At 74.2% G+C, this 24440-nt stretch carries 19 protein-coding genes; 11 read left to right on the plus strand and 8 right to left on the minus strand.

The window, feature by feature from the left end; all coding sequences use genetic code 11:
* Window positions 1–267: 267 nt before the first annotated feature.
* Genes SXIN_RS20520 through SXIN_RS20535 form a run of 4 tightly spaced genes read right to left on the minus strand, consistent with a single transcriptional unit; the run spans window position 268 to window position 6363 of the window.
* On the minus strand, window positions 268–1428 hold the full coding sequence (locus tag SXIN_RS20520) for an acyl-CoA dehydrogenase family protein (protein ID WP_019711424.1): 1161 nt from the start codon (window positions 1426–1428) through the stop codon (window positions 268–270).
* A gap of 4 nt (window positions 1429–1432) precedes the next feature.
* On the minus strand, window positions 1433–2401 hold the full coding sequence (locus SXIN_RS20525; RefSeq protein WP_039823970.1) for a hydroxymethylglutaryl-CoA lyase: 969 nt from the start codon (window positions 2399–2401) through the stop codon (window positions 1433–1435).
* Window positions 2388–4694 (minus strand): acetyl/propionyl/methylcrotonyl-CoA carboxylase subunit alpha, encoded by a 2307-nt coding sequence (locus SXIN_RS20530; RefSeq protein ID WP_095757339.1) that lies wholly within the window; start codon window positions 4692–4694, stop codon window positions 2388–2390. The genes SXIN_RS20525 and SXIN_RS20530 overlap by 14 nt, the downstream gene beginning before the upstream one ends.
* A 37-nt stretch (window positions 4695–4731) precedes the next feature.
* The gene (locus SXIN_RS20535; RefSeq protein ID WP_095757340.1) at window positions 4732–6363 is read right to left on the minus strand and encodes a carboxyl transferase domain-containing protein; all 1632 of its coding nucleotides are present in this window, start codon (window positions 6361–6363) and stop codon (window positions 4732–4734) included.
* Between the two features lie 249 nt (window positions 6364–6612).
* On the opposite strand from SXIN_RS20535, the gene SXIN_RS20540 reads away from it, so the two are divergent.
* The 3 genes from SXIN_RS20540 (at window position 6613) to SXIN_RS20550 (ending at window position 9568) form a co-directional block, all read left to right on the plus strand.
* Window positions 6613–7221, plus strand: a complete 609-nt coding sequence (locus tag SXIN_RS20540) for an SACE_7040 family transcriptional regulator (RefSeq protein WP_019711420.1) — start codon at window positions 6613–6615, stop codon at window positions 7219–7221.
* A gap of 256 nt (window positions 7222–7477) precedes the next feature.
* Window positions 7478–8635, plus strand: a complete 1158-nt coding sequence (locus SXIN_RS20545) for an acyl-CoA dehydrogenase family protein (RefSeq protein WP_039823958.1) — start codon at window positions 7478–7480, stop codon at window positions 8633–8635.
* 45 nt (window positions 8636–8680) lie between these two features.
* Window positions 8681–9568 carry an acyl-CoA thioesterase gene (locus tag SXIN_RS20550; protein ID WP_019711418.1) on the plus strand — a complete coding sequence of 296 codons (888 nt, stop codon included), beginning with the start codon at window positions 8681–8683 and terminating at the stop codon, window positions 9566–9568.
* A gap of 148 nt (window positions 9569–9716) precedes the next feature.
* Here the strand turns inward: SXIN_RS20550 and SXIN_RS20555 are convergent, their stop codons facing one another.
* Window positions 9717–10523: a phosphatase gene (locus SXIN_RS20555; RefSeq protein WP_019711417.1), complete on the minus strand. Its 807-nt coding sequence runs from the start codon at window positions 10521–10523 to the stop codon at window positions 9717–9719.
* A gap of 154 nt (window positions 10524–10677) precedes the next feature.
* Between SXIN_RS20555 and speB the strand changes: the two genes are divergently transcribed.
* Window positions 10678–11760, plus strand: a complete 1083-nt coding sequence (gene speB, locus SXIN_RS20560) for an agmatinase (protein WP_238153819.1) — start codon at window positions 10678–10680, stop codon at window positions 11758–11760.
* A 53-nt stretch (window positions 11761–11813) separates the two neighbouring features.
* Here speB and SXIN_RS32395 read toward each other — a convergent pair whose 3' ends face one another.
* Complete coding sequence (locus SXIN_RS32395; protein ID WP_337589356.1) at window positions 11814–12002, minus strand: ATP-binding protein; 189 nt, start codon at window positions 12000–12002, stop codon at window positions 11814–11816.
* Window positions 12003–12067: 65 nt separating this feature from the next.
* Window positions 12068–12226 (minus strand): hypothetical protein, encoded by a 159-nt coding sequence (locus SXIN_RS32400; RefSeq protein ID WP_019711414.1) that lies wholly within the window; start codon window positions 12224–12226, stop codon window positions 12068–12070.
* A gap of 307 nt (window positions 12227–12533) precedes the next feature.
* Between SXIN_RS32400 and SXIN_RS20570 the strand changes: the two genes are divergently transcribed.
* The 4 genes from SXIN_RS20570 to SXIN_RS20590 all read left to right on the plus strand — a co-directional run bounded on the left by SXIN_RS20570 (window position 12534) and on the right by SXIN_RS20590 (window position 15147).
* The gene (locus tag SXIN_RS20570) at window positions 12534–13388 is read left to right on the plus strand and encodes a helix-turn-helix domain-containing protein (RefSeq protein ID WP_019711413.1); all 855 of its coding nucleotides are present in this window, start codon (window positions 12534–12536) and stop codon (window positions 13386–13388) included.
* An 11-nt stretch (window positions 13389–13399) separates the two neighbouring features.
* Window positions 13400–13786: a DUF397 domain-containing protein gene (locus tag SXIN_RS32405; RefSeq protein ID WP_019711412.1), complete on the plus strand. Its 387-nt coding sequence runs from the start codon at window positions 13400–13402 to the stop codon at window positions 13784–13786.
* Entirely contained in the window at window positions 13786–14088 is a 303-nt protein-coding gene (locus tag SXIN_RS20585; RefSeq protein WP_039823959.1) for a helix-turn-helix domain-containing protein, read from the plus strand. The genes SXIN_RS32405 and SXIN_RS20585 overlap by 1 nt, the downstream gene beginning before the upstream one ends.
* 99 nt (window positions 14089–14187) lie before the next feature.
* Entirely contained in the window at window positions 14188–15147 is a 960-nt protein-coding gene (locus SXIN_RS20590) for an aminoglycoside phosphotransferase family protein (RefSeq protein WP_095757341.1), read from the plus strand.
* A 102-nt stretch (window positions 15148–15249) separates the two neighbouring features.
* Here SXIN_RS20590 and SXIN_RS20595 read toward each other — a convergent pair whose 3' ends face one another.
* Entirely contained in the window at window positions 15250–18027 is a 2778-nt protein-coding gene (locus tag SXIN_RS20595; RefSeq protein ID WP_238153820.1) for an AAA family ATPase, read from the minus strand.
* A 201-nt stretch (window positions 18028–18228) separates the two neighbouring features.
* On the opposite strand from SXIN_RS20595, the gene SXIN_RS20600 reads away from it, so the two are divergent.
* From SXIN_RS20600 to SXIN_RS20610, 3 genes are all read left to right on the plus strand, one after another.
* The gene (locus tag SXIN_RS20600) at window positions 18229–21051 is read left to right on the plus strand and encodes a helix-turn-helix transcriptional regulator (RefSeq protein ID WP_157916320.1); all 2823 of its coding nucleotides are present in this window, start codon (window positions 18229–18231) and stop codon (window positions 21049–21051) included.
* Between the two features lie 154 nt (window positions 21052–21205).
* Entirely contained in the window at window positions 21206–22195 is a 990-nt protein-coding gene (locus tag SXIN_RS20605) for a polyprenyl synthetase family protein (RefSeq protein ID WP_039823955.1), read from the plus strand.
* Window positions 22196–22241: 46 nt separating this feature from the next.
* Window positions 22242–24320, plus strand: coding sequence for a tryptophan 2,3-dioxygenase family protein (locus SXIN_RS20610; RefSeq protein ID WP_095757344.1), 2079 nt, complete (start codon window positions 22242–22244; stop codon window positions 24318–24320).
* The last annotated feature ends 120 nt before the right edge of the window (window positions 24321–24440 follow it).

Raw genomic sequence — 24440 nt, forward strand, 5'->3', positions numbered from 1 at the left:
GAGTCCGGCCCCCATGGCTTTCGCTGGCGAGGTCTCTGCGACGGGCCGTGAGGTCGAGCCGTTGAACGGGGGCACCTGTTCCCCCGCGATGCGAACTTGCCCGGATGTGCGACGTGCCTGGTTCAGTAAAGTCGCCAATCCGGGCAAGTTTGCCTCAAACGGCTACTTGCCCGAGACGTGCAAGTAGCCGTTTGAGGCAAGTTGCCGAGGCGCCCTGCCCGGGATCGTTCCGGGCCGGGCGCGTTGTGCGGTGGGCCGGTGGCCGGTTCAGGAGGCGAAGCCGAGTTCGCGGGCGATCAGCATGCGCTGGACCTCGCTCGTGCCCTCGCCGATTTCCAGGATTTTGGAGTCGCGCCACATCCGGGCCACCGGGTACTCGTTCATGAAGCCGTAGCCGCCGTGGATCTGGGTGGCTTCCCGGGCGTTGGTGACGGCGATCTCCGAGGAGTACAGCTTGGCCAGGGCGGCCTCCTTCTTGAAGGGCTCGCCGGCCAGCAGCCGGGAGGCCGCGTCGCGCCAGGCCAGGCGGGCGGTGTGGGCCCGCATCTCCATGTCGGCCAGCTTGAACTGGATCGCCTGGTTGTCACCGATCGGCTTCCCGAAGGCCCGGCGCGTCCTGGCGTAGGACACGGACTCGTCCACGCAGCCCTGGGCGAGACCGGTCGCCAGGGCCGAGATGGCGATGCGGCCCTCGTCGAGGATGCGGAGGAACTGTGCGTAGCCGCGGCCCTCCTCGCCGAGCAGGTTGGCGGCCGGGACCCGGACGTCGGAGAAGGACAGTTCGCGGGTGTCCGAGGCGTTCCAGCCGACCTTCGAGTACGCGGGCGCGACGGTGAAGCCGGGGGTGCCGGAGGGCACGATGATCGAGGAGATCTCGGGGCGGCCGTCCGGCTTGCGGCCGGTGACGGCGGTGACCGTGACGAGGCCGGTGATGTCGGTGCCGGAGTTGGTGATGAAGGACTTGGAGCCGTTGATCACCCACGCGTCGCCGTCGCGGACGGCGGTGGTGCGGGTGCCGCCGGCGTCCGAGCCGCAGTCCGGCTCGGTCAGGCCGAAGGCGCCCAGGATCTCGCCGGAGCACATCCGGGGCAGCCACTCCCGCTTCTGCTCCTCGGTGCCGAAGCGGTACACGGGCATGGCGCCGAGGGAGACCCCGGCCTCGAGGGTGATGGCGATCGAGGAGTCCACCCGGGCCAGCTCCTCCAGGACCAGGCCGAGGGCGAGGTAGTCGCCGCCCATCCCGCCGTACTCCTCGGGGAACGGCAGGCCGAAGAGGCCCATCCGGCCCATCTCGCGGACGATCTCGTAGGGGAACTCGTGGTTCTCGTAGAACTCGCCGATCTTCGGGGCGATGACGTCGTGGGCGAACTCCTCGACGGTGCGCCGGAGTTCCTCGTGCTCGGGGGAGAGGCGGTGGTCGATCGGCATGGCTTCAGTTCTCCTGGTGGGAGGGGGTGCCCGCGAGGGCACGGACGGTGCGGGACGGGCTGGGTCGGCCCAGGTGGGCGGCCATCCACACGCTGGTGGCGGTGAGACGGCCGAGATCGACCCCGGTCTCGATGCCGAGGCCGTGCAGCATCCAGACCAGGTCCTCGGTGGCGAGGTTCCCGGTGGCGCTCCTGGCGTAGGGGCAGCCGCCGAGGCCGCCCGCGGAGGCGTCGACGGTGGTGACGCCCTGCTGGAGGGCGGCGAGGGTGTTGGCGAGGGCCTGGCCGTAGGTGTCGTGGAAGTGGACGGCGAGCCGGCCGGCGGGTACGCCGGCCGCGCCGAGCGCGGTCAGCAGCGCCGCCACGTGGCCGGGGGTGGCCACGCCGATGGTGTCGCCGAGGCTCAGCTCGTCGCAGCCCAGGTCCAGGAGCCGCCGGCCGACCCCGGCGACCTGTTCGACCGGCACGGCTCCTTCCCAGGGGTCGCCGAAGCACATGGAGAGATAGCCGCGGACGCGCAGGCCCGCCGCGGCGGCCTTGGCGACCACCGGCTCGAACATGGCGAGGGACTCCTCCACCGTCCGGTTGAGGTTGGCCTTGGCGAACGACTCGGTGGCGCTGCCGAAGACGGCGACCTCCCGCACCCCGAGCGCCAGCGCCCGGTCCAGGCCCCGCTCATTGGGGACGAGGACCGGCAGCCGCGTCCCGGCGGGCAGCCCCGGGCCGCCGAGCAGGGGCATCAGCTGCTCGGCGTCGGCCAGTTGGGGAACCCACCGGGGGTGGACGAAGCTGGTCGCCTCGATGGTGTCCAGCCCGGCCGCGGCCAGCCGCTTGATGAACTCGGCCTTGATCTCGACCGGCACGACGGCCTGTTCGTTCTGGAGGCCGTCCCGGGGGCCCACCTCGTGGATGCGGACCCGGGCGGGCAGGCCGGGGGCGGGGACGGTCATGGGGAGTCCGTCAGGAAGGGACATCGCTCGCCTCCTCGGTGATCGCGGCGGCCGGAACGGCCGGTCCGCCCTCGGCGGTCGCGGCCGGCCCGTGCGGTGCGACGACGGCCAGGACCTGGTCCATGGCGACGGTGCTGCCGGCTGTCACGTCGAGTTCGGTGACGGTGCCGTCGTGCGGTGCGGCGATGACGTGCTCCATCTTCATCGCCTCCACGACCAGCAGACTCTGCCCGGCGGTGACCGCCTCGCCCACGGCCGCCTTGACGACCGTGACGGTGCCGGGCATCGGGGCGGTGAGGGCCCCGGCCTGCCCGGCGCCCGCGCCGCCGCGCAGGGCGGCGGCCACGGGGTCGTGGGCGGTGGCGTGCCAGGCGTCGCCGTCCCGGCCCAGCCAGTGTCCTCCGGCACCGTCCGGCGCGTGGTGGAACACGTGGGTGACGCCCGCGTACTCCAGCAGCAGCGGGGCGCCGGGCGCGGGCGGCCCGTCGCCGCCGGGGACGAGCCGGGCCCGGACCGCGCTGTCCGGCCCCGCGCCGTCCGGCCCCGCGGCGGGCGCGGTCCCGCCGGGCGCGGGCGTGGCCGCCGGGGTGACGGCCTGCTCCTCCACGCGGATCTCCGCGTCGTGCAGCGGGCCCCGGACGAGGACGGTCACCGGCTCGTGGCCGGGGATCCCGACGGGGTGCGGCGTCCAGGCCGGTGTGCCGCCCAGCCGCCAGCCGCTCGGTACGGAGAACGGGTCCGTCCATCCCGGACGGCCCCCGGAGCCCTCGGGGCCGCCGGCCGCCGCACCGGGCGCACCCGCCGTGTCACCGGCCGCCCCGCCCGGGGCACCGGGCCCTCCCGCGCTCCCGGGGGCCCGTCCCGCGTCCGCGCCCCCGCCCGCGGCCAGGGCCGCGTGGCGGAGCAGCGCCGCCGCCGCGTACACCTCCGCCGGTACGGACGGCCGCAGCAGGGAGGCCGCGTCGCGGTCGACGAGTCCGGTGTCCATCTCGCCCGACACCACCTCCGGGTGGGCCAGCAGCCGGCGCAGGAAGCCGGCGTTGGTGTCCACCCCGAGGACGTCCGTCCCGGCGAGCGCGGCGCGCAGCCGCCGCAGTGCGGTGGCGCGGTCCGGGCCATGGGCGATGATCTTGGCGAGCATCGGGTCGTAGGCCGTCCCGACCTCGGTGCCCGGGGAGAGGCCGGAGTCGACGCGCACGCCTTCGCCCTCCGGTTCGCGGAGCAGGCGGACCGTGCCGGCCGAGGGCAGGAAGTCCACCCGGCCGCCGTCCGCCGCGCGGGCGGTCTCCGCGCAGAGCCGGGCCTCCACCGCGTGCCCGGTGAGCCGTATGTCCTGCTGGCCGAAGCCGAGCGGCTCCCCGGCGGCGGCCCGCAGCTGCCACTCCACCAGGTCCAGGCCGGTGACGAGTTCGGTGACCGGATGCTCGACCTGGAGGCGGGTGTTCATCTCCATGAAGTAGTACGCGGAGGGGTCGCTGCCCGGGACGATGAACTCGACGGTGCCCGCTCCCCGGTAGCCGCAGGAGCGGGCGGCCTGCACGGCGGCCTCGCCCATGGCGGCCCGGGTGGCCTCGTCGAGCAGCGGGCTGGGGGCCTCCTCGACGATCTTCTGATGGCGGCGCTGAAGGGAGCACTCGCGCTCGCCGAGGTGCACCACGTTGCCGTGGCCGTCGGCCAGCAGCTGGATCTCGATGTGCCGGGGCCGGTCGATCCACCGCTCCACCAGCAGGGTGTCGTCCCCGAAGGAGCCGCGCGCCTCGCGCCGTGCGGCGGCGATCTCCTCGGCGAGCACCTCCTCGGAGCGAACCAGCCGCATGCCCTTGCCGCCGCCGCCCGCCGAGGGCTTCAGCAGCACGGGCATGCCGATCTCCCGGGCCGCCGCGGCCAGTTCGGCGTCGGTGAGTCCGCTGCCGGAGGAGCCGGGGACGACCGGGACCCCGGCGGCCCGGACCGTCTCCTTGGCGCGGATCTTGTCGCCCATCAGCTCGATCGCGCCCGGGGGCGGGCCGATGAAGACCAGGCCGGCCTCCTCGCAGGCACGGGCGAAGGCGGCGTTCTCGGCGAGGAAGCCGTAGCCGGGGTGGACGGCCCGCGCGCCGCTGCGGGCGGCGGCGTCGAGCAGCCGCTCCACCGACAGGTAGCTCTCGGCGGCGGCCGTGGGGCCGATCCGGACGGCCGTGTCGGCCTCCCGCACATGGCGGGCTTCCGCGTCGGCGTCGCTGAACACGGCGACCGACCGCACCCCCAGCCGGCGCAGGGTGCGGATCACGCGGACCGCGATCTCGCCCCGGTTGGCGACCAGTACGGACTCGAACATCGTCGTCATCTCCGTTGTCATCTCGTCCGCCGTCCCGTCACATCCGGAAGACGCCGTAGCCGGGTGCGGCCGGGTCCCGCCGCGGCAGCGGCGCGTTGGCGCAGGCGGTGAGGGCGAGGCCCAGGACCTGGCGGGTCTCCAGCGGGTCGATCACGCCGTCGTCCCAGAGCCGGGCGGTGGCGTAGTAGGCGTTGCCCTGGGTGTCGTACTGCTCGCGGATGGGGGCGCGGAACGCCTCCTCGTCCTCCGCGGACCACTCCTCGCCGCGTGCCTCCAGCTGGTCGCGTTTGACGGTGGCCAGCACGGAGGCCGCCTGCTCGCCGCCCATCACGGAGATCTTGGCGTTGGGCCACATCCACAGGAACCGCGGTGAGTAGGCCCGGCCGCACATGGAGTAGTTGCCCGCGCCGTAGGAACCGCCTATCACGACCGTCAGCTTGGGCACCCGGGTGCAGGCGACGGCGGTGACCATCTTGGCGCCGTGCTTGGCGATGCCGCCGGCCTCGTAGTCCCGGCCGACCATGAAGCCGGAGATGTTCTGCAGGAAGAGCAGCGGGATGCCGCGCTGGTCGCACAGCTCGATGAAGTGGGCGCCCTTCTGGGCGGATTCGGAGAACAGGATGCCGTTGTTCGCGACGATGCCGACCGGGTGGCCGTGGATCCGGGCGAAGCCGGTGACGAGGGTCTGGCCGTACTCCGCCTTGAACTCGGCGAAGCGCGAGCCGTCCGTGATCCGGGCGATCACCTCGCGGACGTCGTAGGGGGTGCGGGAGTCGGCGGGGACGGCGCCGTAGAGCCCGGCCGGGTCCACCGCCGGCTCCTCGGCCGGCTCCACGGACCAGGGCAGCGGCCCGCGCTCCGGGAGGGTGGAGACGATGGTGCGGGTGATGCGGAGGGCGTGGGCGTCGTCCTCCGCGAGATGGTCGGTGACACCGGAGGTACGGGAGTGGACCTCGCCGCCGCCCAGCTCCTCGGCCGTGACGACCTCACCGGTGGCGGCCTTCACCAGCGGCGGGCCGCCGAGGAAGATCGTGCCCTGGCCGCGCACGATGACGGCCTCGTCGCTCATGGCCGGGACGTAGGCCCCGCCGGCCGTGCAGGAGCCCAGCACCGCCGCGATCTGCGGGATGCCGGCACCGGACATCCGGGCCTGGTTGTAGAAGATCCGGCCGAAGTGCTCGCGGTCGGGGAAGACCTCGTCCTGCAGGGGGAGGAAGGCGCCGCCGGAGTCGACCAGATAGAGGCAGGGCAGCCGGTTCTCCAGCGCCACCTCCTGGGCGCGGAGGTGCTTCTTCACCGTCATCGGGTAGTACGTGCCGCCCTTGACGGTGGCGTCGTTGGCGACGATCACCACCTCGCGGCCGGAGACCCGCCCGATGCCCGCGATCACCCCGGCCGCCGGGGCCGCGCCGCCGTACAGGCCCTCTGCGGCCAGCGGGGCCAGCTCCAGGAACGGCGAGCCCGGGTCGAGCAGCGCGTCCACCCGGTCCCGGGGGAGGAGCTTGCCGCGGGCGGTGTGGCGGGCGCGGGCCTTCTCGCCGCCGCCCAGCCGGGCCGCGGCCAGCCGCTCCCGCAGCTCCGCCGCCAGCTCGCGGTGCGCCGCCTCGTTGGCCCGCCAGGCCGCGGACGCCGGATCGGCGGCGCTCCTCAGCACGGGTGCCTGCTGCATGGTCGAGCTCCCTTGCTCGGTCAGTGCTCTGTGCTCGTTCGGTGCTCGTTCGGTGCTCATGTGCGGTGGTGCTGTGGGCGGCCGCCGGCCCGCGTGCGCGCCCCTGGACGGTCCGCACACCCCCGCCGGTGTCCGGGCGTGCCCAGGGGTGCGGTGCACGGCCCCGGCCCTCCGGGCAGAGGGGTTAATGAGCGTTAACGTCCGGCTTCAGGTTAACGAGCGCTAACCCTTGTTGTCTAGAATGCCTTCATGACTCCCCCCGCTGCCGCCACGGGCGCGGCTCCCACCCGCCGCGAGCAGATCCTCAGGGAGGCCGCGCGCCTCTTCGCCGAGCGCGGCTTCCACGGCGTCGGTGTGGACGAGATAGGGGCGGCCGTCGGTATCAGCGGCCCCGGCCTGTACCGCCACTTCCCCGGCAAGGAGGCGATGCTGGCCGAGCTGCTGGTCGGCATCAGCAGCCGGCTGCTGCACGGCGGCCGGCGCCGGGTCGCCGAGACGGCCGGGCCGCCCGGTGCCGTGCTGGACTCGCTCATCGACGGCCACATCGACTTCGCCCTCGACGACCGGGCGCTGATCGTCCTCCACGACCGGGAGCTGGACCGGCTGCGGGAGAGCGACCGCAAGCTGGTCCGCCAGTTCCAGCGGCAGTACGTCGAGCTGTGGGTCGGTGTCGTCCGCGACGCCTATCCGGACATCACCGAGGACGAGGCCCGCGCCTCCGTGCACGCCGTCTTCGGCCTGCTCAACTCCACCCCGCACCTCGGCAGCCCGGGCGCCCTCTCGGGGCGCGAGCCGATGGCGGCCCTGCTGCACCGGCTGGCGCGCGGGGCCTTCGACGCGGCCGTGCCCGCCCCCTGAGCGGCGGGAAGCGCCTCCGTTCCCCTGCTGCCCCCGCCTCCGTCCCCCGCCGCTCCCGCCCCCGTTTCCCCTCGGCCGCCGCCTCCGCCCGCGCCCGCTCCTTTCCGCGGACCGTGACGGACGTCTCTGGACAGTGTGGGTAACTGCCGGGTAGCTTTCCCTGAGCAAGCGCTTAGACATGGATGCGGGTGAGCCTTGCCCGGACCGGCACCGGTCCGCCCACCACCGGGGTTCCAGCAGAGGGAGGCGTGCGGAGATGCGTCGCACGGTGTTCAACGAGGACCAGGAAGCGTTCCGGGAGACCATTCGCGATTTCATCGCCGCCGAGGTCGTCCCCGTCTACGACCAGTGGCTGGAGGCCGGCCAGGCCCCGCGCGAGTTCTACTACAAACTCGGCGAGCTGGGCATCTTCGGCATCGAGGTGCCCGAGGAGTTCGGCGGAGCCGGCGAGCACAGCTTCAAGTTCCAGGCGATCATCGCCGAGGAGAGCGCCCGCGCCGGCGTCAGCTTCGGCGGCAGCAGCGTGCACGTCGGGCTCTGCCTGCCGTACCTGCAGGCGTACGCCACCGACGAGCAGAAGAAGCGCTGGCTGCCGAAGTTCGTCACCGGCGAGATGATGTTCGCCATCGCCATGACCGAGCCGGGCACCGGCTCCGACCTGGCCGGCATGAAGACCACCGCCAAGCTCTCCGAGGACGGCAGCCACTACGTCCTCAACGGCGCCAAGACCTTCATCACCGGCGGTGTCCACGCCGACCGTGTGATCGTCTGCGCCCGCACCTCCCCGCTGAACCCCGAGGACCGCCGCGCCGGCATCTCCCTCTTCGTCGTCGACACCAAGTCCGAGGGCTACGCGGTCGGCCGCAAGCTGGAGAAGCTGGGCCTGAAGACCTCCGACACCGCCGAGCTGTCCTTCACGGACGTCAAGGTGCCCGCCGAGGACCTGCTCGGCGAGGAGGGCAAGGGCTTCTCCTACCTCGGCCAGAACCTGCCGCAGGAGCGTCTCGCCATCGCCATGGGCGCCTACGCCCAGGCCGCCGCGGCCATCAACTTCGCCAAGGAGTACGTCCGGGACCGCACGGTCTTCGGCAAGCCCGTGGCCGCGTTCCAGAACACCAAGTTCGTGCTGGCCGACTGCAAGGCCGACGTAGACGCCATGGAGGCCGTGGTCGACCGCGCCCTCGACGCCCACGACGCCGGTGAGCTGACCGCCGCCGACGCCGCCTCCGCCAAGCTGTTCTGCACCGAGAAGGCCGCCGAGGTCATCGACAAGTGCCTCCAGCTGCACGGCGGTTACGGCTACATGATGGAGTACCCCATCGCCCGCCTGTACGCGGACAACCGCGTCAACCGCATCTACGGCGGCACCAGCGAGGTCATGCGCACCATCGTCGCCAAGTCGATGGGGCTGTGAGGGCGGCGTCCGCCTCCCTCACACGCGGCTGAAACGCACACCGACATGAGCGAAGCACTCCGGAGTCTCGTCGATCTGCTCGACCTGGAGCGGATCGAGGAGAACATCTTCCGCGGCGCCAGCCGGCCCGCGGTGATCCCCCGCGTCTTCGGCGGCCAGGTGGCCGCCCAGGCGCTGGTCGCCGCGGGCCGCACCGTGGACCCGGGCCGCCCCGCGCACTCGCTGCACGCGTACTTCCTGCGGCCGGGGGACCCCGGGGCGCCGATCGTCTACTCCGTCGACCGCATCCGCGACGGCCGCTCCTTCACCACCCGGCGGGTGGTGGCGGTGCAGCACGGCAAGCCGATCTTCCACCTCTCGGCCTCCTTCCAGCTCCACGAGGAGGGGCTGGAGCACCAGGAGCCGATGCCCGCCGCGCCCGACCCGGAGACCCTGCCGACGGCGGCCGAGCTGCTGCCCAAGCACGCGCATCTCTTCAGCGACCCGGGCGTCGTGGACCGGCTGCTGGAGGCCCGCTCGGCCGTCGATCTGCGCTACGTCGACGAGCCGCCGTACGCCACCGCCGCGCAGGGCCCGCGCGAACCCCGTTCCCAGGTATGGTTCCGGACGAACGGCAAGCTGGGCGGGGAGATCGACGCACCACTGCTCCACGTCTGCCTCGCCACCTATGTCTCCGACATGACGCTGCTCGACTCGGTCCTCCTCGCCCACGGGCGCGGCGGCTGGGCGGTCGGCGACGTGGTCGGCGCGAGCCTGGACCACGCCATGTGGTTCCACCGCCCCTTCCGTGCGGACGAGTGGCTGCTGTATGACCAGAGCAGCCCCTCGTCCTCCGGCGGGCGGGGGCTGGGACAGGCCCGTATCTACACCGCCGACGGCCGCCTCGCGGTGACCGTCATCCAAGAAGGGCTGGTCCGGGTGCCTCGGGTGTGAGGTGTCCCGTGACCGGGTCCGGCGGGGCCGCCGTGGAGACGGACGGCGGCCCCGTCCGGGCCGTACAGGTGCGGGAGGGCCGGTGCCCTGGACCATGGGGCCACCGGTCCTCCCGTTCCGCTTTCCGCCCCTCCGGCGCTCTCCCCGGCTAGTGGCCGGACAGCCCCCGGAGGCCGGCCGCGTCCAGCAGATACGCGGTCATCGGGTCGTAGAAGCGCGGGTCGAGGACGTGATCGTCCAGCGGTACCGTGACGGCGAGGGTGCCCTCCGCCTCGCCCAGGAACAGCGCCGGGTCGTTGCAGTCGGCGAATCCCACCGCCTCGACGCCGCGCTGCCCGGCGCAGCCCGCCCAGCCGTGGTCCGCCACCACCAGATCCGGCAGGGGCCGGCCCGCGCGCTCCAGGGCGTCGAGGATCGCGGCCATCGGCGCGGGGGAGTGGGTGTGCCAGAGGGTGGCACCGCGCTCCAGCACCGCCACGTCGGCGAACTGGACGACGAATCCCTCGTCGGCCCGCAGACCGCCCGGGATCTCCATGACCTCGCAGCCCGCCGCCCGCATCCCGGCCGCGAGGGTGCGGTGCACGTCCAGCAGCCCGCCCGGGTGCCCGGTCGCGAAGAGCACCCGGTGGTCCTCCCCGGCGGACTTGCGCAGCACGGCCGCCATCCGGTCCAGCGCGTCCACCGTCAGCCCCGGGTCGATCGTGTCCTGGCCCGCGCGGTGCCCCGGGTCGTCCACGACGCCGCAGCGCTCCGCCATCACCGCCAGCACGTCCTGCTCGTCGGTCCACCGGTCGCCGAGCTCCAGCCCGAGCCAGTAGTGGCGGTCGCCGTTGGCGAGCTTGCGGTAGTGGGACAGGTTGTTGTCCCGGGGCGTGGCCACGTTGCCCGCGATCCGCGTACGGACGAGGTGGTCGATCAGCTCGGCGCGGCCGGGGGCGGGGCTGGGTATCGGCATACGGCCATTGTGACCCGTACGGACGGGGGATGGCCGTCCTGTCCAAATAGCGCGCGGAGCCACTCGCAAACGTACATGTGCGGAATCCGGCGTTCTGCTTAGGCTCGGGGGGGACCGCAGCCGCACCCCACCGCCGAGAGCAGAGGCCCCCCGCATGACCTCAGCCGACCGCAGCCACCAGGACGAGGCCCAGGGCCGGGACGAGGCCCGGGGGCCGGGTGGGGCCGGGCGCCCGGACCGGGACGCCGGAGCCGGCAGCGCCGCCGCCGGTGGGCGCGGCGGGCCGCCCCGGGGCCCCGTCGACTCCTCGCGCGTCCCGCGCTACGCCGGGCCCGCCACCTTCGCGCGGCTGCCCCGGATCGACGAGGTCGGCGGCACCGCGGACGTCGCGGTGGTCGGCGTGCCCTTCGACAGCGGCGTCTCCTACCGCCCCGGCGCCCGCTTCGGCGGCAACGCCGTCCGCGAGGCGTCCCGGCTGCTGCGCCCGTACAACCCGGCGCAGGACGCCTCCCCCTTCGCGCTGGCGCAGGTGGCCGACGCCGGTGACATCGCCGCCAACCCGTTCAACATCAACGAGGCCGTCGAGACGATCGAGGCCGCGGCCGACGGCATCCTCTCCACCGGAGCCCGGATGATGACCCTCGGCGGCGACCACACCATCGCCCTGCCGCTGCTGCGCGCGGCCGCCCGCCGGCACGGCCCGGTCGCCCTGCTGCACTTCGACGCCCACCTGGACACCTGGGACACCTACTTCGGCGCCGAGTACACCCACGGCACCCCGTTCCGCCGGGCCGTCGAGGAGGGCATCCTCGACACCTCGGCCCTCTCCCACGTCGGCATCCGCGGCCCGCTCTACGGCCGGAAGGACCTGGACGAGGACGAGAAGATGGGCTTCGGCATCGTCACCTCGGCCGATGTGATGCGGCGCGGCGTGGACGAGGTCGCCCAGCAGCTCCGCGAGCGCATCGGCGACCGCCCGCTCTACATCTCCATCGACATCGACGTCCTGGACCCGGCCCACGCCCCCGGCACCGGCACCCCGGAGGCCGGCGGCCTGACCTCCCGCGAACTGCTGGAGATCCTGCGCGGCCTGGCCGGCTGCCGGCTGGTCTCGGCGGACCTGGTGGAGGTCGCCCCGGCGTACGACCACGCGGAGATCACCTCGGTCGCGGCCTCCCACACGGCGTACGAACTGACCACGATCATGGCCCGCCAGATCGCGGCGGCCCGGGCCTGACCCGGAGACCGGGGGGCGGTCCGGCGCGGACTGCCAGGGCGGTGACGGTCCCGTCACCGCCCGCCCCGGTCGACGAGCCGGAACCACACGCTCTTGCCGGTGGGCGGCCGTCCGCCGTGCCACATGGTCCCCCAGTCGTCGGCGCACGCCTGGACGAGCAGCAGCCCTCGCCCGTGCTCCGCCGTCTCCGGAGCGGGTTCCGGCGCCGTGCCGTCCCCCTGCGCCGCCTGCGGCCAGGGCATGCCGCACGGGTCGTCGTCCCGCACGGAGACCCTCAACTGGCCGGCCTGAACGGTCGCTTCGAGCGTCAGCCGTTCACCTTCGTGTGCAGATGGACGTTGGAGACCACCTCCGAGACGAGCAGCCGCGCCAGCTCGACGAGCGGTGTGTGCCCGGTGACCGTGAGCAGCCCGGTGAGCATGTCCCGGGCGACCTTGGCGGTCTCGGGGATGTTCGGTGCCTGCATTGGAATACGAGCGGACGGGGGCGTGGGCATGGGGGCTGACGAGAACGGGCGTGCTCAACGGGTCCTCCGGTAGAGGGTCTTGGCGAGATGCGGCCACCGGGCGCCCGCCACCGTGGCTCGGCCGGTCCGCAACGCGCGGACCGGCCGAGCTGCGGATTTACCGGCGTGCGTAGCGGTATACACGCGGAACGTAGGGGGCAAGAATTCTCCGGAGCAAGTATGTCGAGCGAGAATCACCCTCGCGGGTGGTCTCGTGCTATACGTACGCGCATGGCCGGAGTTGCCCGAAGAGAGGACCAGCGCCCCCATGCCACCGAGGGACAACCCCACGGCCCGACAGGCACGCCTGGGCGCCGAGTTGAGGAGGCTCAGGGAGCGGGCCGGGAAGCCCGCTCGTGAAGCCGGCGCTCTGCTCGGAGTGGACCAGGCGAAGATCAGCAACATCGAGTCGGGCCGTATCGGTGTGAGTGAGGAGCGCATTCGGCGCCTGGCAGCGCACTACTCATGCGCGGACACAGCCCTGATCGACGCGCTGTGCGCCATGGCTCGTGAGCACCGGGGCCAGCACTGGTGGGACGAGTACCGGGGGATCCTGGCTCCTGCTTTCCTGGACATCGCGGAACTGGAGCACCATGCAGTTCACCTGCGTTCGATGCAAACGCTCTCCATGCCCGGCCTTCTCCAGACGGAGGACTACGCGCGTGCGGTCTTCAGGGGCGGCATCCCACCGCTGCCCGATGACGAGATCGAGGCACGGGTCGAGCACAGGATGCGGCGGCGGTCGGCCCTTGAACGTGACAATCCGCCGCCGTACGAGGTGGTCATCCACGAGGCTGCGCTGAGGATGCGGTTCGGCGGCCGGGAGGTCACCAGGGAGCAGTTGGAGCACCTGCTGGAGATGTCGGAGTGGCCCGGTGTGACGGTACGCGTGCTTCCCTTCGGCAACGAACAGTTCATCGAAGTCACCCAGCCCCTGCTCTACGTGGCCGGTGTCGTACCGCAACTCGACACGGTGCAGAAGGACAGTCCCTCCGGGAGCCACCACCTTGACGCCGAAGCCGAACTCCAAAAGCATCGGGCGTTGTTGGACGTCGCCGAGAGCGTCTCGCTCGATGTCGGCCAGTCCCGGCAGCTCATCGCCGACATCGCACGGGAACTGTGAGGAACGGGTCCATGGAGATACAGGTGTACTGGCAGAAGTCCTCGTTCTCCGGGGCGGAGGGGCCCAATTGCCTGGAGATCGCGGGTGTGCCCGGCGCTCTCCTGGTGCGGGAGAGCGACGCCCCCGGAACCGTCCTCTCGGTCGGTCGAGCGGCGCTCGCCGGGCTTGTCGCGGGCGTCAAGGCGGGCGAGTTCGACGTGCAGGGCGGCTCCGGTCGGTTCTTCTGTGGAGGAGACCGTATGAGGGTGAGCTACTGGATCGCCCCCGGGCGCCGCATCACCATGCTCACCGTGTTCCCGAAAACGCGTATGCGGGAGTTTGCCGAGGCGGAGCGGGCGAGACAGGCGTTCAAACGATGCCGGGAAGAAGCCCACACCCTGGACGAGGAGGAGTTGTGATGTCCGAGAACGGGCGCGCCAGCCTTGCCGAAGCCCGTCGGGCGCGGACCATCACCCCGGAGATCGAGGAGGAGTACGCCGCCGCAAGGCTGCGGTTCGAGCTCGGGGAGACGGTGCGCGCACGGAGAACCGAGCTGGGGCTGACTCAGGCCGAGCTGGGACGCCGGGCGGGCATGACGCAGTCCGCCGTGGCCCGTTTCGAGGGCGGGGGCACGGTGCCCACCCTCGCTGTTCTCGAACGGCTCGCGCAGGCGCTGGGTCTCGATCTCCGGGTGGAGTTGCGGCCGGCCGAGTCGGCGTGATCCCTGCGCGCGGTACCCGCGGCCCGAGGCGGCGCCGCCCGGGGAGGGCATCGCGCGCTGTCCGCCGGCGGCACACACCACGTTCCGGGAGCTGCCTTGATGACCGACGGAAGGACCAGCGAAGGCGGTCCGGTGCCCGTGGAGGTGCCGGAGGCGCTGGCCGCGGCGCATGTGCGGTACGAGGGCGAGGCCGGGCGGGCGTGGGCGGCCGCGCTGCCCGGGCTCGCCGAGTCGTATCTCGGCCGGTGGCGGCTGCGGCGGGACGGGCCCGTGGCGCACGGGGTCGCCGCGCTGGTCGTTCCCGTGGTGGGCGCGGACGGCACGCCGGCGGTGCTCAAGCTCCAGCCGGTCACCGGTGAGACCGCGGGAGAGCCGGACGCCCTCCGGGCCTGGGACGGTGACGGCGCCGTGCGGCTGCTCCGGAGCGACCCGGAGACCGGGACGATGCTGCTGGAACGGCTCGATCCGGCCCGCTCCCTCGCCGGGATTCGCGACGACACGGCCGCCTTGTGCCTCCTCACCGAGCTGCTGGCACGGCTCACCGCGCACCCCGCGCCGCCCGGGATGCGGCGGCTGGGCGATGCCGCCGCCGGGATGCTCCGCCGGCTGCCCGCCGTGCTGCCCGTCCTGGCCGACCCGGCCGAGCGGCGGCTGCTCGACGCCTGCGGCGGCGCCGTACGGGAACTGGCGGGCGAGCCCGGTGACCGGCTGCTCCACTGGGACCTGCACTACGAGAACGTCCTCGCCCCGCTCCCCGGCTCCGGCCGCGGGCCCTGGCTGGCCATCGACCCCAAACCCCTGGCGGGCGACCCGGGTTTCGACCTGCTGCCCGCCCTGCGCAACCGCTGGGACGACGTCACGGCCACCGGGGACGTCCCCCGCGCCGTACGCCGCCGCTTCGACCTGATGACGGACGTCCTCGGCCTGGACCGGGCCCGCGCCCGGGGGTGGACGCTGGGCCGGGTCCTGCAGACCTGCCTGTGGGAGACCGAGAGCGGCGCGACGGCCCTCGATCCGGCGCAGCGGGCGATCGCGGAGGCGCTGTCCCCGGTCGGGTGAGCCCCACCCGCGTGGAGCCGCGCCGGCCGGGTAGGACCCGCGACGCGCGGGCGGGCCCGGACCCCGCCGGGAAGGAGGGGCCGTGTCCGGGGCTCACCCGTGTCAGCCCGGGTACTCGCCCGTCAGCATGGCGGAGGCCAGTTCGACCCGGGAGCGGTAGCCGGTGCGTTTGAACAGCCTGCCCAGCCGGCTCTCCACGCTCTTCTCGCTGCCGCCGAGCACGACGGCCAGTTCGCGGTTGGTCAGCCCCTCGGCGACCAGGGTGGCGAGCAGCCGCTCGTTCTCGGCGGTGGTGAGGCTCTGGCGCTCCATGGTGAGCTTGTGCTCGCGCATCAGGGGCCGCATCTGCGCTCTGCGCAGCAGCGCGTCGAGGTCGCCGTACAGCGCGTACGCCTCGTGCAGCAGCGACGGGTCGGCCAGTCCGTGGCGGACCACCATGGACATCGTGTCGGCCTGCTCCAGCGGCTGTGCGCGCCGGCGGACGAGCCGGACCGCCTCGTCGGCGGCCGCGTGGTCGCGGTGCACCACGGCCTTGGCGAGCAGGTGGCACATCCGGGCCCGGCCGGTGCCGAGCATCCCGGCGACCCTGCTCGCCTCGTCCACGCACCGCTGTGCCGCGGCCTGGTCCCCCGCGGCCAGTTCCGACACGGCCTGCATCAGCCACAGTTCCTCCGTGCCGACGATCAGGCCGCGCTCCACGGCCAGGGCGAGCGCGTCCGCGATGACCCGCTCGGACCGCTCGGTCGCGCCCAGGGCCTGGTCCAGGCACCACTCCGGTACGGCCAGCAGGTGGAGCATCACGGGCTGTACGGTCCGGGCTCTCTCGATCACCTCGCGCGCCCGGGCCAGTTGACCGCGCGCACCGAGGATGACGCTCGTCTCCCGGCACAGCTGGGTGTGGGTGGGCAGGTCGCCGACCGAGAGGCCGGTGGCGAGGCCCAGCCGTGCCAGGTCGAGTGCCGGGTCCCAGCGCCCGCTCTGGCTGTCCGCCACCACCCGGTCGGGGACGGGCCGGTAGCCGGAGGGCAGCTCGTGTGCCGCCAGCATCCGTTCGGCCCGGTCGAGTTCGCCGAACGCCATCAGCGCCCGGGCCAGCTGCGACAGGTGCTCGAAGCGGTGGCGCGACGCCTGCGTCCACAGCGGCCACCGGTACGGAGTGGCGACGGCCCGGTAGAACGACTCGGTCCGGCCGAGGAAGGCCGCGATGCAGTCGCTGAAGAGCAGGCCCAGCGCGGCGACGGTGTCGTTGTCCCGGCTCCAGACGTCCCGCTGGGCCGTCAGGTGCTCGTACGCCTCCCGCCAGCGGTCCAGATGGCACAGGGCGACGGCCCGGGTGAGGATGCGATGCCCTTCGCCGCCGGGCAGCGAGCGCCAGCCGCCGTCGCAGATCTCGGTGAGCGCGGCCCTGTCGAAGGTCCCGCCGAGTGAGACGACGTAGATCATCTCCATTTCGAGCAGGGCCTCCGGGGTGACCAGGCCGGCGTGGTCGGACAGCACCGTCCAGGCGCTGTCCAGCGCGTCGGCGTGGCGCAGATGGATGGCGCAGGCGGCGGCGTGCGCAAGCAGGGCCTGGGCGCGCCGTTCCGGCTCGGTGATCAGGTTGATGGCGGCGCGCAGCCAGCGCTCCGCGAAGTATCCGTCCTCCAGCATGGCGGCGGTGCCGGCGGCGAGCAGTTCCCCGGACGCCCGCCGGGGGTCCACGAACGGTCCCGCGGTGACCAGTTGCTCGGCGAGGTACCGGCCGTCCGCGGTGGCGTCGCCCGCCCAGATCGCGGTGACCGCCAGCTGGGCGAGCCTGCGCCGCTCGTACGGCCCGAGGCGGGTGGTCAGCCCGGACGCGAGCAGCGGCACCCGGAACCTCCAGCGGCCCGGTTCGGGCCCCTGCCGCAGGACCCCCTCGGCGCACAGCTCGGCCAGCGCCCCACGGACCGTGTCCTCGTCCGTCTCCACCGCCTCGGCGATCAACCGGGCCGCCGCGGGACCCAGCGGATGCAGCACGGCCACCGCCTTGGCCACCCGCCAGACCAGCCCGCCCAGGTGCCGCAGATCCTCGACCGGCGGCAGGCCGGCGGGCAGCGAGGGCGGCCGGTCCGGGGAGGTGAGGTAGGCGTGCCGGTCGAAGACGCACAGCGCGCCGCTCCGCCGGTACCCCGCCACGGCGGCGAGCACGGCGGCGGGCCTGCCGCGGCACTCCCGTCGCAGCGTCGAGAGCAGCGACGAGGACGGCTTGGCCTGTAACTGCTCGGTGACCAGCGCGCGGACCTCCGACTCGCGCAGCGGACGCAGCGTCACCACCTCGGCGAGACCGGCGTCCCGCAGCCGGTCCAGCGCCACCCGGTCGGCCTCCGGGCCGGCCGGTGAGGGGCGGAGCGCGCAGACGAACGTGACCCGGCCGCCCGCCGGTGTGCGGAGGACCGGGAGCAGGACCGCGCGCGAACCCGGGTCGGTCCACTGCGCGTCGTCGATCAGGACGACGAGCTTGTCGCACGCCGTGACGGCCGCTCGCAGCTCGGCGGCCAGCTGACGGCCGGCGTCCGGGCGCGGCGCCGGGGCGGCGGCCTTGACCGTGCGCCCGGGGGCGCCGTTCCGGTTCAGGACGGCGAGCTCGGCGGACAGCCGGGCGGCCACGGAGTAGGGGCGGCCGTGCTCGGTGCGCGCCACCCGCAGGGTCAGGGTGGTGAGGCCGCGCGCGGCCAACTCGTCCCGGACGGCCGTCAGTACGGCGCTGCGCCCGATCCCGGCCGGGCCCGTGACCAGGATCAGCGAGGCGGCGTCCGGGGAGGTGGCGGTGTCGACGACGCGCGCGACGGAGGCGTCACGACCGAACAGCGGCGGCACCGGCCCGTCGGGACCGGCCGCACCGTGCCAGGGGGTGATCACCTCACCAGTATGCCCGGACTCGGCCCGATAGGGCATGTGAGCGAATCGACGGCGTTAAGGGGGTACGGGGTGGGGAGTTGACTCCGGGACGGGCGGGCCCCGGACCCGTCCGCGGCACCGGTGCCGGCACGGGCAGGGGGCGGGGCGGGCCGGCGGCCCGCGGGTCCTCGCCGCCCGGGGCGTCAGGAGAGGAGACCGGCAATGGCCCGAGCGCGTACGGCGGTCCGTGGCAGGGATCAGGAGCTGGCGGTGGTGCGCGACGCACTGGCAGCCGGCGGCGGACGTCTGATCGTCCTCAAGGGGCAGCCCGGTATCGGCAGAACCGCGCTGCTGGACGAGGCGGAGCGGATGCTGCGCGCGGCCGGGTTACGCGTCCTGCCGGTGCGCCCGGGCGCCGGCCAGGACAGCCGCGGCGACGACGCGTTCGCCCTCGCACCGCTGGTGCGCACCGTGCGCGACCGGTTCGAGGAGTTCCGGGAGGCCGGGCCGGCCGACGCGCTCGCCGCGGTGGCCCGGCTGAGCGACGCGGCGGGACGGGACACCGGCGGATGGAGGCCGTCCATCGTAACCGCGCTGGGCGAACTGTTCGACGGGATCGGCCGCCAGGGGCGCACCGCGGTCCTGGCCGACGACGTGCACGCGGTCGCCGAGCCCGCCCCCGTGCTCACCGCGGCACGCCGCTCCGGACACCTGGTGCTCGCCACGTGCGAGACGGGCGCGGAGCACTCCCCGGGCCTCGCCGAACTGCTGGCCGCCGCCGACCGGGTGGTGACCCTCGGGCCGCTGGCCGGCGACGTGGCCGAGTCACTGGTGCGCCGCGCGCAGGGCGCGCGCCTCGACGAGGCGGTGCCGGGCATCCTGCGCACCGCTCTGGGCCCGTTGTTCGGCAACCCCGGCACCGTGCTGGCCACCCTCGCCGATCTGCGCGCACGGGGGCGGCTGACCGTCTTCCGCGGCCGGCTGTGCCTGCGCGCACCGTCGGAGCCGATCGAACTGCCCGCCGGCCACCACCTCCTGCGCCGGGCCGCCGCTCTCGGCGACCCCGCGGCGCGGCTGCTGTCTTCGGTCGCCGTGTGGGACGGCGTCAACGTCACCGATCTGCCGCTGCTCGCCGAGGTGATCGGAACCGGCCTCACCGACTGCGGCCGCGTGCTCGACCAGTTGATCGAAGCCGAGGTGCTGGTCGCCGACCCGGCGGGCCATGTGAGCTGCCGGTGCCCCGCCCTGGCGGCCTCCGCCGCCGGCGGGCCGGGCCACCACGGCGGCGCCGCGCTGCACGCGGCGGTCGCCGAACGGCTGCTGGCCCGGCACCGGCGGAGCGGCGGCGTCGACCCCGTGGTGCTCGCCGACCACATCGCGCGCGGCGGGGCGGCGGTCGCGCTCGAAGCGCCCATGGTCACCCGGCTGCTGGAGCTGGCGGAGGACGCCGAGCGGGAGCAGCCGGAGCGCGCGGCCCTGTGGTGCGCGGCCGCGCTGCGCCGCCTGACCCCGGGCGGGCCGGAACACGCCCGTACGCTCACCCGGCTGCTGGATCTCGTCCTCCGGACGGGCCGGTACGAGCTGCTGCGCGACGCGCTCACCCAGTACGCGGAACAGGGCTCCGGGGAAGCGGAACAGGGCCGCGCCCGGAGCTCGTCGGCGGAGATCCGCCTCGCCGCTTTTCTGGTCGCCCTGCACTCCGGTGAGCCGCCGGCCGAGGAGGCCGTACGGTCGCTGCTGGACGAGGGCGTCACGGGCCGCGAGCCGATCGGATTCGCGGAGTGGTGGTTCGGCCGCCCGGCGGGGCCCGGCGGGGTGCCCGGGGCGGGCGGGTCGGTCGGCTCGGCAGGACCGGCAGGACTTGCCGCACCGGCAGCACCGGCGGACCCGGCAGTACCGGCAGACCCGGCCGGCGGCCGTGAGCTGTTCCCGGCCGACCGGATGGAGCTGCTGACGACCGCGCTCTCCGGCGACCCCGCCGCCTGCGAGCGGGCCTGGCGCCGCTCGGGCCGGGCGCCGTCCGCCCGGGACGTGGGCCGGCTGCACTGCGCGGCCGCGGTGGGCGACATCGCCTCCGTGGCGGAGCTCGTGCTCGGTGCCGGCCACCGGGTTCCCGCGACCGGTGTGCTCGGCGTGTACCGCCGGGTGGTGCGCGACTACGCCGCTGCCGACTGGTCGCAGGCCATGTCCGCGGTCCGGGAACTGGAACTGTCGTACACCGGGGACACGCTGGCGCACCAGGCGGCTCGTCTGTTCGCCGCCGACATCTGCGCCGCCCGCGGGGAGCCCGGGCAGGCGGCCCAGTGGCTGGACGACGCGGTGCCGGTGCCCGGGCTCGCCGTGATGCGTGCCTGGGTGCGGATCGGCCTGCTGAACCGCACGGGCGGTGACCGGCGGGCCGCGCCGCTGGCCCTGCGGGTCAGCCGCCGGCAGCGCGCGGCCGGGCAGCGCGCGGGCCTGCACCTCCTGCTGATGCGGGCGGTGCGGACCGCCGCGTTCGCCGACGACCACGACGGCGCGGCCGGCCTGCTGGAGGAGATCGAACTCCTGCGCGACGAGACCGGGACGGAAGCGGCGGAGAGCCTCTTCCTGGCACGCGCTTTGGTCCACCGCGATGTCCAGGAGGCCCGGCTGGCCACCGACCTGACCCGGGAACGGGGAGACCTGCCGTCGCTGATGGACTCGTGCCTCGTCATCGCGCGGTTCGCCGAGGACCCGCGCCCGTGGCTGCGCGAGGCCCACGCCCTGGCCACCCGGTGCGGTGCGTCGTCGCTGCTGGAACGTGTCCGTGCGGTGACCCGTGAACGCGGGGTCCCCGCACCGCGGGCCCGCGGCCGGCGGGAGGCCCTGGCCGCCACCGAGCGGCGCATCATCGAACTGATCGGCGAGGGCCTGACCAACCGGCAGATCGCGCTGCGCCTCCAGGTCAGCGAGAAGACCGTGGAGAACCACCTGACCCGCTTGTTCGCCCGCACCGGCTGCCGTTCGCGCGTCGAACTGGCGGCGGCCAGCCTGGGAGGCCGGCTGACGCAGGCGGTCACCTGAGCGCGGCTCCGGCCGCCGCCGCGGCCCAGGCCGCGGTTCCCCGCCGAGGCCCCGGCCGCGGCCGCGGACCGAAGATGCCATTCCCCGGTCCCACTCGGGCCGAGGCGGGCCGGCACCGACGACAGCCCGGTACGGCCTCCCTAACGTCGTCCACATGACCGACGTCGATGTTCCTCAGGTCGCTGATCCGGAAGTGGCAGCCATCGTGCGGGCCGAGGTCGAGACCCGGTGGCCGCACAACGTTTCGGGCCTCGACGAGTTGGTGCGGTACGGGCTGGTGCCCTTCGGGAAGATGATGGGCCCCTGGCTGGTGGTCCGGTCCAGTCTCGCGGTGGGAGGTGACGTAGCGACCGTCCTGCCCGCGGCGGTGGGTCTGGAATGCGTGCAGGTCGGCGCCATGATGCACGACGACATCATCGACAGCGACGGGGAGCGGCGCAGCAAACCGGCCGCGCACACGGTGTTCGGGGAGCCGGCGGCGATCGTCGGCGGGGACGGGCTGTTCTTCCACGGCTTCGCCGCCCTGGCCGAATGCCGGGAGGCCGGGGCCCCCGCGGCGCGGGTGGCGGACGCGCTGACGGTCCTGTCCCGGGCCGGACTGCGGATCGGGGACGCGGCCCTCCGGGAGATCCGGATGAGCCGCGGCATCTGCCCCGTCGACGCCTACCTCGACATGATCGCGGACAAGAGCGGCGCCCTGCTGTGGATGGCCTGCGGTGTCGGCGCCACCCTGGGCGGGGCGGACGACACGTCCCTGAAGGCGCTCAGCGAGTACAGCGACCAGCTGGGCATCGCCTACCAGATACGCGACGACCTGATGGCCTACGACGGGACGCGGGCGGGCAAGCCGAACGTCTCCGACGTCCGCAACGGCCGGCCCACCCTGCCGGTGCTGCTCGCCCACGAACGCGCTTCCGGAGAGCGGCAGCGGCGGATCGAGCGCCTGCTCGCGGACACCTCCGTCCCGGTCGGCGCGCGCTACGAGGCCATGGCGGAACTGGTCCACGCCTACGACGGGATCGCGGCGGCGCGCGAGGTGTCGCACCGTCATGTGCGGATGGCCACGACGGCTCTGGAGGCCCTGCCGCCCGGCGTCCACCGGGACGCGCTGATGGACCTCACCGTGCCCGGTCGCCTGGTGTAGCGCGTGCGGCGCGTACAGCGCGGACTCACCCCGAGGAGCTGGCCCGATGCCCCACCCGACCTATGCCTCGTACCTGCGTCTCGACGAACTGCTCTCGTCGCAGCAGCCGCTCACCCCGCCGGAACAGCGGGACCTGAGCGACAGCGAACGGCTGTTCATCGTCGTGCACCAGGCGTCCGAGATCCTGCTCAGCCAGGTCCTCGTCGACCTGGGACACCTCGACGCCGGCCGGTGCGGCCGGTCGTGCTTCACCCACCGGGTGGACCGGGCGGTACGGCTGGTGGACGCCCTGACCGGGCAGCTGACGCTGCTGCGCCGCACCCTGCGCCGGGAGGACTTCCTGCGGTTCCGGGAACGGTTCGGCACGGCGAGCGGGCTGGAGTCGGAGCAGTTCAAGGAGCTGTTCCTCCGGGTCAGGCGGCTGACGCGGCACGGTGGCGGCGCCCGCCCGCCGGAGGAGGCCCGGCACCTCGGCGAGCTGGACGACGCCGTGCGGCGGTGGCGGAGCACGCACCTGGAACTGGTCGGTCACATGCTCGGTGACCTGCCGGGCACGGGCGAGACCTCCGGCGGCCGCTTCCTGGCCGCCCGGCTGGACGACGGGCCCGCCGGCGAGCGGCCGGCCGCGCAGCCGCCGCGACCGGACCGGGAGCCGGACCGGGAGCCGGACCGGGAGCCGGACCGGGAGCCGGACCGGGAGCCGGACCGGGGCGACGCCCCCGGCCCCCGGGCGCTGCCCGCGTCGTCAGCGTCGCCAGTGCCGTCCGCGGGGCACCGGCTGCGGCACGTGGTCGTCGTGGGCGGCAGCGTGGCCGGGCTGCTCACCGCGCACGTCCTCGCGGACCACGCGGAACGGGTGACCGTACTCGAACGCGACCACTACGAGGACGCTCCCGGCCCCCGGGCCGGGGTGCCGCAGTCCCGTCACACCCATGTCCTGCTGACCAGCGGGATGAACGCCCTGGACGAGCTGCTGCCCGGGCTGCTGACGGAGCTGGCGGAGGCGGGCGCCCCGCGCCTGGCGGTGCCGGGGGACCTCGGCGTGTGGCAGGCGGGGCAGTGGATCTCGCGCCGTCATCCGTCCGCGCCGATCATGACCCCGTCGCGCCCCCTCCTCGAGCACCGCGTCCGCCGGCGGGTTCTGGCCGGCCCCCGTATCGACGTCCGGACGGGGACCGAGGCGACCGGCCTGCTCGGCCGGCCCGGGCGCGTCACCGGTGTGGTGGTCCGGCAGCGCGGCGCCGCGCACCACACCCGGCAGGACCTCACGGCCGACCTCGTCGTGGACGCCACCGGGCGGACCGGCCGCACGCCCCAGTGGCTGGCCGGACTGGGCGGCCGGTCCCCCGCCGAAGAGGTGGTGGACACCGGACGGGCCTACGCCACCTGCGTCTTCCACGCCGACGACCCGGCCGGGGACCTCAGGGGCTTCTACATCGTGCCCGACGCCGGGCAGCCGTTCGGCGCCATCGTCCTGCCCGCCGAGGGCGACCGCTGGCTGGTCACCCTCTCCGGGCCGCGGGACGAGGCCCCGCCCACCGACCCGGAGGGCTTCACCGGCTTCGCCGACCGGCTGCCGCACCCCGCCGTCCACAAATGGCTGAGCACGGCACGCCCGGTCACCCGGCCCGTCGGCTACCGGCACACCGCCAACCGGCGCCGCCGCTACGACCGCCTGGGGCGGGACCACACCGGACTGCTCGTCGTCGGGGACGCGTTGTGCGCGCTCAACCCCGTCTACGGCCAGGGCCTGTCCGTGGCGGCGCTGAGCGCCGTCGCCCTCAAGCGGGAACTGGCGGGCGGACGCGTCCCCCCGGTGCACGCCCTGCAGCGCGCGGTGCTGCGCTCCTCCCGTCCGGCGTGGGACGTGGCGACGGGTGCGGACAGCCCCATGCCGGGGGCCGCCGGCAACGCGGTGCGCGGCGGTCCCGTCGCCCGGCTGCTGGACCGGTACCTCGCCCGGGTGCGCGACCGCGTACCGGGCGACCCGGTGGTGTGCACCGCCAACCGCGACGTCCTCTTCCTGCTGGCCCCGCCCCGCACCCTGCTCACCTCCCCCCGGGTCCTGCGGCGGGCCCTGCTGACCACCGCCGTGCCGACCCCCCGTGACCTGCCCACGCCGTGACCCTCACGAGCCGACAGCGAAGGTGCACCATGCGACACGCCAGTGCGTTCCCGGACCGTCCGTGCGCGGACCGGTCCCGGACGGCCTCCCGTCTCCCGGTCCCCCGCGCGGACGGCCGGT

This window comes from Streptomyces xinghaiensis S187 (genome assembly GCF_000220705.2).
Taxonomy (GTDB): domain Bacteria; phylum Actinomycetota; class Actinomycetes; order Streptomycetales; family Streptomycetaceae; genus Streptomyces; species Streptomyces xinghaiensis.